The sequence below is a fragment of the Streptomyces katrae genome (genome assembly GCF_000717655.1).
Taxonomy (GTDB): domain Bacteria; phylum Actinomycetota; class Actinomycetes; order Streptomycetales; family Streptomycetaceae; genus Streptomyces; species Streptomyces katrae_B.
This window is the reverse complement of the sequence record NZ_JNZY01000014.1, coordinates 133526-145652: the sequence shown is the minus strand read 5'-3', so window position 1 is coordinate 145652 and position 12127 is coordinate 133526. Positions and strand designations below refer to the sequence as shown.

Here is a 12127-nt window from a genome sequence, read left to right as displayed (position 1 = left end):
GAATGCGGAAGGTCCCGGGCTCGTTGGCGAGGGGGAACAGGTCCCGCCGTACCCAAGCGACACGAGGAGAGACATGGCCGACACCCAGGTGCGAGAGAAGACCCCGGTCGACTTCTGGTTCGACCCGCTCTGCCCCTGGGCCTGGATGACGTCCCGCTGGATGCTGGAGGTCGAGAAGGTCCGCGACGTCGAGGTGCGCTGGCACGTGATGAGCCTCGCCGTCCTCAACGAGAACAAGCTCGACGAACTGCCCGAGCACTACCGCGAGATCCTCGGCCCCAAGGGCTGGGCGCCGGTCCGCGTGGTCATCGCGGCCCAGCAGAAGCACGGCGACGAGATCACCGGCAAGCTCTACACCGCGCTCGGCACCCGGATCCACAACGAGGACAAGGGCGCGACCCGCGAGGTCATCGCCGAGGCGCTGGCGGAGGCCGGCCTGCCGGCCGAGCTGCTCGCGTACGCCGACTCCGACGAGTACGACCAGGTACTGCGCGACTCCCACAACAACGGCATCGAGCGCGTCGGCCAGGAGGTCGGCACCCCGGTGATCTCCGTGCCCGGCGCCGAGGGCGACGAGGTGGCCTTCTTCGGGCCGGTCGTCACCCCGACCCCGCGCGGCGAGGCCGCGGCCCGGCTGTGGGACGGCACCCTGCTGGTCGCCTCCACCCCCGGCTTCTACGAGATCAAGCGCACCCGCACCAAGGGCCCGTCCTTCGAGTAGGCCTGCTGCCGGATGCAGAAGACCCCCGCAAGTCACGTCCTTGCGGGGGTTTTCCATTGGACACGCCCGCACGCGAAGGCTGAGAAGACGATCACGAGGCGGACGGGCTGGGCGGCTGTGATCAGCCCTTGGCGGGGATCAGCAGCGGGGTGTTCGCCTTGGCGTCGGCGTAGCGCCCGGCCACGTCCTGCCAGTTGACGACGTTCCACATGGCCTCGATGAAGTCCGCCTTCTGGTTCTTGTACTGCAGGTAGAAGGCGTGCTCCCAGGCGTCGAAGACCAGGATCGGGGTGCTCGCGGCGCCCACGTTGCCCTGGTGGTCGTAGATCTGCTCGACGATCAGGCGGCCGCTGACCGGCTCGTACGCGAGCACGCCCCAGCCGGAGCCCTGCGTGGCGGAGGACGCGAAGGTCAGCTGCTTCCTGAACTTCGCGAAGGAGCCGAACGACTCGGTGATGGCGTCCGCGAGCTCGCCGATGCCGTCCGCGGCGGTGGGCTCCCCGCCGCCCTCACCGGTCTTCGGGCTGGCCATGTTGTGCCAGTAGATGCTGTGCAGGATGTGGCCGGAGAGGTGGAAGGCCAGGTTCTTCTCCAGGCCGTTCAGCGCGCCCCAGTTCTCCTTGTCGCGCGCCTCCTCCAGCTGCTCCAGCGTGGTGTTGGCGCCGGCGACGTAGGCCGCGTGGTGCTTGTCGTGGTGCAGCTCGATGATCTGCGGGTTGATCACCGGCTCGAGTGCCGCGTAGTCGTACGGAAGCTCAGGAAGCGTGTAGATGGCCATGCGTGTTGTCCGGTCCCCTCAGCGTGCCAACTGCTTATTGCAACCAATGCGCAACTGCACGCTAGCAGTATCTATTCCGGAGATCACATAAGGGTGACCTGACCTCGTCCGGCGTGCCCCGCACACGACGAAGGCGCTCCCCCTGTCGATGGCAGGGGGAGCGCCTTCGTCGTGTGCGGGCAGCTCAGGCCCGGGCCGCGGCCCGGCGCTGCATCACGTAGCCGGTCGCCGCGAGGGCGAGGGTGAGGCCGCCGGTGAACACCACCTGGACCCGGGTGTCCTCGCCCAGGAGCATCAGGACCAGGACCCCGGCCACCCCGGCCAGTGCCACCCAGGTCAGATACGGGAAGCCCCACATCCTCACGACCAGCTTCTCGGGGGCCTCCCGCTCCAGCCGGCGCCGCAGCACCAACTGCGAGACGGCGATGAAGCCCCAGACGACGAGGATGACCCCGCCGACCATGTTCAGCAGCCAGGCGAACAGGGTGTCCGGGTACCAGTACGACAGCAGCACGGTGACGAAGCCGAACCCGCAGGAGGCGAGCACCGCGCGGCGCGGCACCCGGCCGCTGACCTTGCCCAGGGCCTTGGGGCCCTGGCCGCGGGAGACGAGCGAGTGGGCCATCCGCGAGGAGCCGTAGACGTTGGCGTTCATCGCCGACAGCAGGGCGATCAGGATGACCACGTTCATGATCTCGCCGGCGGCCGGGATCCCCAGGTGGTCCAGGGTGGCCGCGTACGGCCCCTCCCCGGTCACCGCCGGGTCGTTCCACGGCAGCAGCGTGACGATGACCAGCATGGAGCCGACGTACACGATCGCGATCCGCCACATGGTGGTCCTCACGGCCCGGGCCACGCCCTTGACGGGGTCGTCGGACTCGGCGGCCGCGATGGTCACCGTCTCCAGACCGCCGTACGCGACGACCGAGGCGAGCAGTCCGACCAGCAGGCCGTCCATGCCGTTGGGCAGGAACCCGCCGTCGTGCACCAGGTTCGCGCTGCCGGGGGAGGAGGTGCCGGGCAGCAGGCCCAGGACGGCCAGCACGCCCAGGCCCAGGAACAGCGCGATCGCGCCGATCTTGAGGGCGGCGAACCAGAACTCGAACTCGCCGAAGTGGGAGACGGCGGCCAGGTTGGTGCCGCAGAACAGGGCCATGAAGGCCAGCACCCACATCCAGGACGCGGTGCCGGGGAACCAGCCGGTCATGATGTGCGCCGCGCCGATCGCCTCGATGGCCACGCCCACGCACAGCAGCGTCCAGAACATCCAGCCGGCCGTGAATCCGGCCCACGGGCCGATCGCCCGGTCCGCGTGCACGGAGAACGAGCCGGAGGCGGGGTTCGCGGCGGACATCTCGCCGAGCATCCGCATCACGAACATCACGAGCAGCCCGGACACGGCGTACGCGATCACGATCGAGGGACCCGCGGCGGCGATCCCGGCGCCGGAGCCGACGAAGAGGCCGGCGCCGATGACCCCGCCGAGGGCGATCATCGAGAGGTGGCGCTGCTTGAGGCCGTTGCCGAGCGGGGATCCGGCGCCGCCCGGGGACGACGCGTCCTGGGCGCGGGGCGCGGTGGAGGTCTGGCTCATGGAGGTGTTGCCTGTCCGGTGTGCGGGTGGACGGGAGGAAGTGCCCCAGTCTCACCGTTGTCCGATCATCGGACGGGCGACGTCCGCTATCCGGACAACGGGATGACCATCGGTGATCGTCCCCGTACGCTCGCGGCAGGACATGGAAACGCGGCAGGGGGCCGAATGGACCACGGCATACGGGAATTGGCGGCGACGGGGCGGGGCGTACTGGTCACCGGAGCCTCCCGGGGCATCGGGCGGGCCGTCGCCACCGCCTTCGCCCGTCAGGGCGACCGGGTCGCCGTGCACTGCACCGCCCGCCGGGCCGACGCCGAACGGACCTTGGCCGAGCTGCCCGGGGACGGCCACGTCCTGCTCACCGGCGACCTCGCCGACCCCGCGCAGGTGGCGGACCTGGCCGCGGCGGCCGAGGACGCGCTCGACGGTGTGGACGTGCTGGTCAACAATGCCGCCGTTATGGTCGCGCACCCGTTGCCCACCACCTCGTACACCGACTGGCAGGCGGCCTGGCAGCACACCGCCGCGGTCAACCTGTTCGGCGCCGCCAACCTCGTGCACTGCGTCGCCCGCCGCATGATCGACGGCCGCCGCGCGGGCCGAGTCGTCAACATCGGCTCGCGCGGCGCCTTCCGGGGTGAGCCCGACCACCCGGCGTACGGCGCCACCAAGGCCGCCCTGCACGCCCTCGGCCAGTCCCTCGCCGTCTCCCTGGCCCCGCACGGCATCGCGGTCGCGGCCGTCGCACCCGGCTTCGTGGCCACCGAACGGGTCGCCGGCCGGCTCGACGGGGAGGAGGGCGAACGCATCCGCGCCCAGAGCCCCTTCGGCCGGGTCGGCACCCCCGAGGAGGTCGCCGCCGCGGTCCTCCACCTCGCCTCGCCCGCGGCGGCCTGGAGCTCGGGCACGGTCCTCGACGTCAACGGCGCCTCGTACCTGCGGACCTGACGGCCCCCGAACGCGCAGCGGGCCCCCGCCTTCCGGCACGGGGGCCCGCTCCTTCACCGCTTCCGCGGGATCAGGCCCGGCGCGCCCGGATCTCCCGCACCCACGCCACGACCAGCACGGCCGCGGCCGCACCGGTGGACCACAGCAGCTGCGGCCGCGCCGAGTCGTCGAACAGCATCAGCACCAGCACCGCCGCCATACCGAGCAGCGCCGCCCACGTCAGGTACGGGAAGCACCACATCCGCAGCGTGAGCCGCTCCGGCATGTCGCGCTCCAGCATGCGGCGCAGCTTCAGCTGCGAGACCGCGATCAGCGCCCACACGAACAGCAGCACCGCGCCGACCGCGTTGAGCATGTAGAGGAAGACCGTGTCCGGCCACAGCAGGTTCAGCACCACCGACACGAAGCCGAAGGCCACCGAGGCGAACACGGCCCGGCGCGGCACTCCGCCGCCGGACACCTTCAGCAGCGCCTTGGGCGCCTCGCCGCGCTCGGCCAGCGAGAACACCATGCGGGAGGAGCCGTACAGGTTGGCGTTGAGCGCGGAGAGCAGCGCCACGAACACCACGATGTTCATGATCTGTCCGGCCGCCGGGATCCCGATGGAGTCCAGCACCGCGACGTACGGGCTCTCACCCGGCGTAAGCGAGTCCCACGGCAGCAGGGTGACGATGACCACCATCGAGCCGACATAGAAGAAGAGGATGCGCCACACGGCGCTGCGCACCGCGCGCGCCACGGACTTCGCCGGGTCGTCGGACTCGGCGGCCGCGATGGTGACGACCTCCAGGCCGCCGAAGGCGAAGATGACGGCGAGCATGCCGGCGACCACTCCGCCGAAGCCCTCGGGGAAGAAGCCGCCCTGGCCGGTGAGGTTGGCCGTGCCGACCGGATCCGTGTCCGGGAGCAGGCCGAAGATCGCGAGGGTGCCGAGGATCAGGAAGAGCACGATCGCGCCGACCTTGAGGGCCGCGAACCAGAACTCGAACTCGCCGAAGTTCTTCACGGCGGCCAGGTTGCTCACGGTGAAGACCACCATGAAGACGAGCACCCAGACCCACTGGTCGACCGAGGGCAGCCAGCCGTTCGCGATCTTCGCCGCGCCGGTGGCCTCCACGGCCAGCACCACGACCAGCAGGAACCAGTACAGCCAGCCCGCGGAGAAACCGGCCCAGCGGCCCAGCGCCCGCTCCGCGTACACGGAGAACGAGCCGGAGGCGGGCATCGCCGCCGACATCTCGCCGAGCGCGCGCATCACCAGCATGGCGAGGGCGCCCGCCAGCAGGTACGAGCAGATGATCGCGGGGCCGGCGATGCCGATGCCGGCTCCGGATCCGACGAACAGCCCGGCGCCGATCACGCCGCCGAGGCCGAGCATGGTCAGGTGGCGCTGCTTGAGACTGTGGCTGAGGGGTTCCTCCGGCAGGCCCGGCCCGGTCGGCGGGGTGGGCCCGGAAGGCGGTGCGGTGGGCAAGCGGTCGCGCATGAGTGGGTGCTCGTACTCTCGTGCTCGGCAGCGGCGGTGGGGGCTCCGCAGAGGATTGGCGGGACCCTACAGTCTCGCCGGACGGCGCCCCTCCGTGCAAAACGGACGTGTTGTCTGAATCTGGCTCGTGACGCGGATCACTGCACGTCAGGTGTAAACCGGCCTCTTTGTGCACTCCCCACCAAACCGGTGAGTAGGGCTTTGTCCCGGCCGGCGGTGGGGAGGCGCCCGGCCGCGCACTAGCGTCGGTGATCGTCCCGTCACCCTCACCCCGCGGAGCCTCCGATGAGCACTGCTTCCGTTTCCTTCCGCCCCGGCGCCGTCCTCGCCGACCTGCTGCCCGCGAGCCGCGTCCGCGACATCGCGCTCGTCGCCGGCGGAGCCGCGCTCACCGGTCTGGCCGCGCAGCTCTCAGTGCCCGTCCCCGGCTCCCCGGTCCCGGTCACCGGCCAGACCTTCGCGGCCCTGCTGGTCGGCACCGCCTTCGGTGCCCGCCGCGGGTTCCTCTCGCTCGCCCTGTATGCGCTCGTCGGCATGGCGGGCGTGCCGTGGTTCGCGGGCGGCACCTCCGGCGCGGGCGGCGCCTCCTTCGGCTACGTGCTCGGCATGCTGCTCGCCGCCACCGTCGTGGGCGCCCTGGCCCGCCGCGGCGCCGACCGCTCGGTGCTCCGTACGGCCGCGACCATGGCGCTGGGCTCCGCCCTGATCTACGCGGTGGGTGTGCCGTACCTGGCGCTGTCCACCGGGATGTCCTTCGGCGCGGCCGTCGCGGCGGGTCTGACCCCGTTCCTGATCGGCGACGCGCTCAAGGCCGCGCTGGCCATGGGCCTGCTGCCCGCCACCTGGAAGCTGGTCGGCCGCAAGTAGCCCCCGTACGGCGAGCGCGGCAAGCACGGCAGCCCCGGACCACGCGAAGTGGTCCGGGGCTGCCGCGTCTGCCTGCACGCGTGCCTAGGCGCGCTCGGCCGCCTTGCGGCGCATGTCGCGCACCACGCCGATGACCAGCACGACGGCGGCGACCAGCAGCGACAGCATGACCGTCTCGCGGTTGTCCTTGTCGTAGACCATGTAGGCCAGGACGAAGGTGATCATCGCGGCGGTGGCCCACGTCAGGTACGGGAAGAGCCACATCTTGACCGTCAGCTTCTCCGGCGCCTCGCGGACGAGGATCTTGCGCATCCGCAGCTGGGTCAGGCAGATGACCAGCCACACGAAGAGAGCGATCGCACCCGAGGAGTTCAGCAGGAAGCTGAAGACCGTGTCCGGGGAGGTGTAGTTGAAGTAGACCGCGGCGAAGCCGAAGACGACCGAGCCCAGGATCGCGGCCATGGGCACGCCCCGCTTGTTGACCTTGGCGAAGATCTTGGGCGCGTCACCGCGCTCACCCAGCGAGAACGCCATGCGGGAGGCCGTGTACATGCCCGAGTTCAGGCAGGACAGCACAGCGGTCAGGACGATCACGTTCATGATCTGGCCGGCGTGCGCGATGCCGATCGAGTCCAGGGCGGCGACGTACGAACCCTTGTCGACGATCGACTTGTCGTTCCACGGCAGCAGGGTGAGGACGATGAAGATCGAGCCCAGGTAGAAGACGCCGATGCGCCAGATCACCGAGTTGGTGGCCTTGGTGACCGCGCGGCGCGGGTCCTCGGACTCGCCGGCCGCCAGGGTGACGATCTCGCTGCCCATGAAGGAGAAGACGACCATCAGCACACCGGTGAGGATGGAGCCCCAGCCGTTCGGCATGAATCCGCCGGCGTCGGTGAGGTGGGCGAAGCCCGCACCCGGGTTGTCCGAGCCCGGCAGCACGCCGAACACGGCCAGCATGCCGACGACCACGAAGGCGCCGATGGCGACGACCTTGATGCCGGCGAACCAGAACTCGAACTCGCCGTAGGAGGCGACCGAGCCGAGGTTGGTGACCGTCAGGACCACCATCACGATCAGGGCCCAGCCCCACTGCGGGACGGCAGGGACCCAGCCTTCGAGGATCTTCGCGCCGGCGGTCGCCTCCACGGCGAGCACCACGACCCAGAAGAACCAGTACAGCCAGCCGATGGAGAAGCCGGCCCAGCGGCCGAGAGCCCGGTCGGCGTACGCCGAGAAGGAGCCCGAGTTCGGGCTGGCGGCGGCCATCTCGCCGAGCATCCGCATCACGAAGACGACCAGCGCGCCGACGAGGAGGTATGAGATCAGGATGGCGGGGCCGGCCTTGGCGATGCCGCCACCAGAGCCGACGAAGAGACCGGCGCCGATGACGCCGCCAATGGCGATCATGGAAAGATGGCGGTTCTTGAGACCGGCCTTCAGACCGTCGGAGGGCAGGCCTTCACCGGAGTTACCGGTGGGGTCGCCTGCCTTCTGAAGGGTCGTCGTGGAGCTCATGGACGGATCCTTAGGTTCTCGGGTTGCGAGGCCCCGGCATTCAAACCTGAGATGAACGCAGGACGGAAGACCTCAGTCCGGATCGTTGCCTTGGGATGAAAGTCCAGGACTTGGGTCCCGCCGTGTCCCATCTGCGTTCTTTGGGTTTACTTGAGCTTTAGAAGTGACTTACGCGACACCCCTCCGCGGATCTTCGGGGCCGCTCGTGCCACACTCGACCCATGCGCGTGTACCTCGGATCCGACCATGCCGGCTTTGAGCTCAAGAACCACCTGGTGGACTGGCTCAAGAACAACGGCCACGAGCCCGTCGACTGCGGGCCCCACATCTACGACGCCGTGGACGACTACCCGCCGTTCTGCCTGCGCGCCGCGGAGAAGACCGCCGCGGACGCCGACAGCCTCGGCATCGTGATCGGCGGCTCCGGCAACGGCGAGCAGATCGCCGCGAACAAGGTCAAGGGCGTCCGCGCCATCCTGGCCTGGAGCGTCGAGACCGCGAAGCTCGGCCGCGAGCACAACAACGCCAACGTGATCTCCGTCGGCGGCCGCATGCACACCCAGGACGAGGCCGTCGGCTTCATCGAGGCCTTCCTGGCGACCCCCTACTCCGGCGAGGAGCGCCACACCCGGCGCATCGAGATGCTCTCCGCGTACGAGACCACCGGCGAGCTCCCCCCGATCCCGGCCCACCACCCGCAGGGCTGATCTTCCGCTTCGCCGTGCCGCCGTGGCTTCCGGCCCGGCGGCACGGCCGTTTCCAGAGGTAGGAGCAGAGCAGTGCCCGAGGGGCATACGATCCACCGCCTCGCCCAGGACCACACCGAGCGCTTCGCCGGGCGCCCGGTCCGGGTGAGCAGCCCGCAGGGCCGCTTCGCCGAGAGCGCCGCCCTGCTCGACGGGCGGGACCTGGAGAGCGCCGAGGCGCACGGCAAGCACCTGTTCCTGGAACTCGGCGACGCATGGGTCCACATCCACCTCGGCCTGTTCGGCAAGCTCGGCTTCGGCCCGGCCCCCGCGCCCCCGGCCACCGACACGGTCCGGCTGCGGCTCCTCAACGCCGAGCACTGGGCCGACCTGCGCGGCCCCACCGCCTGCGCACTGATCGGCGACGCCGAGAAGAAGGCGATACACGAGCGGCTCGGCCCCGACCCGCTGCGCCCGGCCGACGATCCGGACCGCGCCTGGAAGCGGATCTCCCGCTCCCGCACCACCGTCGCCGCCCTGCTCATGGACCAGAAGGTGATCGCGGGCGTCGGCAACGTCTACCGCGCCGAGGTCCTCTTCCGGCACGGCATCGACCCGTACCGGCTCGGCAAGGACCTCACGCGCGGCGAGTGGGACGCCCTGTGGGCGGACCTGGCGGCGCTGATGCGCGAGGGCGTACGGAACAACCGGATCGACACCGTCCGCGACGAGCACCTGCCCGAGGCCATGGGCCGCCCGCCGCGCGTGGACGACCACGGCGGCGAGGTGTACGTCTACCGCAGGGCGAACATGCCCTGCCACATCTGCGGAGCCGAGGTCCGCACCGTCGGCCTGGCGGCGCGCAACCTCTTCTGGTGCCCGTCCTGTCAGACCCGCTGAGGCCGGACCGGTCAACCCGGCTCAGAAGCCGTGCGGGAGCCAGGGCGCCGCGTCGGTGGCGAAGGCCCGCGAGGCCGCAGCCAGGGCGCCCGGGCGCAGCTCGCGCACCCGGCCCGCCGCCGCCAGCGCGGTCAGGGTGATCCCGCCGAGGTACGCCGAGCCCAGCTCCCGGGCCGACAGCTCCAGGTCCGCCGGGTCCGCCGTCCGCGTGACCCGGGCGGCGCCCTCGGCGTCGCAGACCAGCCGCCACCGCCCCTCGTTCCACGGGCAGAACGCGTCCTCCACCTCCACCACCACGTCCAGCGGAGCCCCGTACGCGCGCGCCTCCAGGGCCGCCGGCAGCTCCACCAGCCGCAGGTGCAGCGAGTCCCGCAGGCTCGGCCGCGACCGTCGGACGTCGCTCACCAGGTGGAGCACCGGATCGTCCACCGGCCGCCTGCCGGCCCGCACGGTCGAGGTCAGGTCGATCTCGAAGAGGTAGCGCCACAGCGCGGCCGTCGTCGCCGGGTCCAGCGCATCGAGATCGGCCACCTCGACCTTGCCCTCCGGGCCCTGCGGCTCCCAGTCCGCCCTGACCCGGTAGCGGACGTACCCGGCCACCTGGCCGTCCGCCCGCTCCGCCACCACGCACTTCAGCGGCGAGGCGCCCTCGCGCACCGCCTCCGGGTCCAGCACGCCCAGCAGCTCCCAGCCGGGCTGCCGCGCCGGCATGCCGGGCCGCCGCGCGACCAGCTCCGCGTACACCTGCTCGCAGTCCGGCAGCGCCTTCTCCGGATCGACGAGCCGCAGTCGCACCTCGTCCGTCCCGGGCGGCACCGAGAGCCGAACGCGGGTGCTGTCGACGGCCAGGGCCAGCGCGTACGACGCGATGCCGTACCCGAAGCGCCCGTAGATCGCCGCCTCCGAGGCCGTCAGCACGGCGAGCGGCTCGCCACCCGCCCGGATGTCGTCGAGCTGGCGGCGCATCAGCGACGTGAGCACGCCCCGGCGGCGGTGCGTCGGCGCGACGCCCACCATCGTGACCCCGGCCGCCGGTACGAGTGCGCCGCCGGGCACCGAAAGGCGGAACGAGAAGGCACTGGCCGAGCCGACGCAGGTCCCGCCGTCCCAGACTCCCAGCGAGCGCCCGGGCTCGGTCAGCGACTTGTAGAGTTCGCGCTCCTGGGGAGACTCCGGCACCCCGCCGAACGCCAGTTCCAGGTGGTCGTACCAGACATCCCACTCACCAGCCTGCAATACGCGCATCTCAAGAGCCATACGGCCATCCTTACCAGGGCATTCCGTCACAGTCGAAGGGTTTTCGACCGGCCGGAGCCCCCGGGTCCGGGGGTCCCCCTGCGCGTGCACAGCCAGGATGGATAGGGTCCCGAAGCAATGGCCGGAGCACGCATGGAGACGCTCATGGCCCGGATGCGCATGCTGTCGCACCGGGCTCGCACGGCCCTGCGCAAATCCGCCGTCGACTACTTCCGCGGCGACGCCTCCGACTGGCTCGCCTTCGCCGGGCTGCTCCTGACCATCCCGGCCATCGCCTGCGGCACGATCATGCTGCCGGTCTGGTTCTCGCCCTCCGCCCTCGTCCTGCCGATCGTCGCGGGCGGGCTGCTGCTGCGTCCCGCGAGCCTGCTCGCGCTGTACGCGGCCTCCGCGGCGGCCCTCATCGTCGAGGCCCTGGTCCTCGGGCCGTACACCCTCGGTCCCGCCCGGGTCACCCCCGGCACGGTCCTGGTCGTGGCCGCCTGCGGATTCTTCGGACTGATCATCGCCCAGTTCCGCAGCCGCGTCGGCGTGCCCTGGCGGCGCGGCGGCACCATGCTCTTCGACCTGCGCGAACGCATCCGGGTCCAGAGCAAGCTGCCCGCCCTGCCGCGAGGCTGGCACCGTGAGATGGCCCTGCGCCCGGCCGGCGGCCAGTCCTTCTCCGGCGACTTCGTCGTCGCCGCCCGCACGAACGGCGGCCGGACCCTCGAGGTCGTCCTGACCGACGTCTCCGGCAAGGGCATGGAAGCCGGCTCCCGCGCCCTGCTCCTGTCCGGCGCGTTCGGCGGCCTGCTCGGCGCCCTGCCCCCGCACGGCTTCCTGCCCGCCGCCAACGGCTACCTGCTCCGCCAGGACTGGGACGAGGGCTTCGCCACCTCCATCCACCTCGTCCTGGACCTGGAGACCGGCGACTACGAGCTCCTCTCCGCCGGCCACCTGCCCGCCCTCCAGCTCTGCGCGGGCACCGGCCGCTGGCAGGAGAAGTCCGGCGAGGGCCCGCTGCTCGGCGTCTACGACGGCGCCGAGTTCGAGCCCGCCCGCGGCAACCTGCGCCGCGGCGACGTCCTCATGCTCTTCACGGACGGCCTCGTCGAGACCGCCGACCGCGACATCGGCGAGGGCATCGACCGCCTCACCGGCGAAGCCGACCGCTACGTCGCCGCCGGCTGGGACGGCGCGGCCTGGCACCTGATCGAAAAGGTCGCCAAGGACGTCAACGACGACCGCGCGCTGCTGCTCATCCGCCGCTCGCCCTGAGCGCCGGCTGCCCGGGGTGGGGTTTTCCCCACCAGTGATCCGCCTGGCTGCGCCATGTCCGCCCCGTACCCCCCGTCCGTAGCGTCGGGACCACGATCATCGGCGGACACGG

At 71.2% G+C, this 12127-nt stretch carries 11 protein-coding genes; 6 read left to right on the top strand and 5 right to left on the bottom strand.

All coding sequences use genetic code 11. The features are described 5' to 3' along the window. Positions 1-73 precede the first annotated feature (73 nt). Complete coding sequence (locus tag IF09_RS0119270; protein WP_030297305.1) at positions 74-721, top strand: DsbA family protein; 648 nt, start codon at positions 74-76, stop codon at positions 719-721. A 121-nt stretch (positions 722-842) separates the two neighbouring features. Here IF09_RS0119270 and IF09_RS0119265 read toward each other — a convergent pair whose 3' ends face one another. Next, on the bottom strand, positions 843-1499 hold the full coding sequence (locus IF09_RS0119265) for a superoxide dismutase (protein ID WP_030297304.1): 657 nt from the start codon (positions 1497-1499) through the stop codon (positions 843-845). Between the two features lie 184 nt (positions 1500-1683). Continuing rightward, complete coding sequence (locus tag IF09_RS0119260) at positions 1684-3093, bottom strand: amino acid permease (protein ID WP_030297303.1); 1410 nt, start codon at positions 3091-3093, stop codon at positions 1684-1686. 165 nt (positions 3094-3258) lie between these two features. Between IF09_RS0119260 and IF09_RS0119255 the strand changes: the two genes are divergently transcribed. After that, positions 3259-4041: an SDR family NAD(P)-dependent oxidoreductase gene (locus IF09_RS0119255; protein WP_030297301.1), complete on the top strand. Its 783-nt coding sequence runs from the start codon at positions 3259-3261 to the stop codon at positions 4039-4041. Positions 4042-4111: 70 nt separating this feature from the next. Here IF09_RS0119255 and IF09_RS0119250 read toward each other — a convergent pair whose 3' ends face one another. Further along, entirely contained in the window at positions 4112-5527 is a 1416-nt protein-coding gene (locus tag IF09_RS0119250; RefSeq protein WP_030297299.1) for an amino acid permease, read from the bottom strand. Between the two features lie 285 nt (positions 5528-5812). Between IF09_RS0119250 and IF09_RS0119245 the strand changes: the two genes are divergently transcribed. Then, positions 5813-6394 carry a biotin transporter BioY gene (locus IF09_RS0119245; RefSeq protein ID WP_030297297.1) on the top strand — a complete coding sequence of 194 codons (582 nt, stop codon included), beginning with the start codon at positions 5813-5815 and terminating at the stop codon, positions 6392-6394. An 84-nt stretch (positions 6395-6478) separates the two neighbouring features. Here the strand turns inward: IF09_RS0119245 and IF09_RS0119240 are convergent, their stop codons facing one another. Further along, positions 6479-7912 (bottom strand): amino acid permease, encoded by a 1434-nt coding sequence (locus IF09_RS0119240; protein WP_030297296.1) that lies wholly within the window; start codon positions 7910-7912, stop codon positions 6479-6481. Between the two features lie 221 nt (positions 7913-8133). Between IF09_RS0119240 and IF09_RS0119235 the strand changes: the two genes are divergently transcribed. Next, on the top strand, positions 8134-8619 hold the full coding sequence (locus IF09_RS0119235; RefSeq protein WP_030297294.1) for a ribose-5-phosphate isomerase: 486 nt from the start codon (positions 8134-8136) through the stop codon (positions 8617-8619). A gap of 72 nt (positions 8620-8691) precedes the next feature. Next, positions 8692-9498 carry an Fpg/Nei family DNA glycosylase gene (locus IF09_RS0119230; protein ID WP_030297293.1) on the top strand — a complete coding sequence of 269 codons (807 nt, stop codon included), beginning with the start codon at positions 8692-8694 and terminating at the stop codon, positions 9496-9498. Positions 9499-9519: 21 nt separating this feature from the next. Here the strand turns inward: IF09_RS0119230 and IF09_RS0119225 are convergent, their stop codons facing one another. Beyond that, positions 9520-10755, bottom strand: coding sequence for a GNAT family N-acetyltransferase (locus IF09_RS0119225; RefSeq protein ID WP_030297291.1), 1236 nt, complete (start codon positions 10753-10755; stop codon positions 9520-9522). Between the two features lie 132 nt (positions 10756-10887). On the opposite strand from IF09_RS0119225, the gene IF09_RS0119220 reads away from it, so the two are divergent. Continuing rightward, positions 10888-12015, top strand: coding sequence for a PP2C family protein-serine/threonine phosphatase (locus IF09_RS0119220; protein ID WP_234321067.1), 1128 nt, complete (start codon positions 10888-10890; stop codon positions 12013-12015). The last annotated feature ends 112 nt before the right edge of the window (positions 12016-12127 follow it).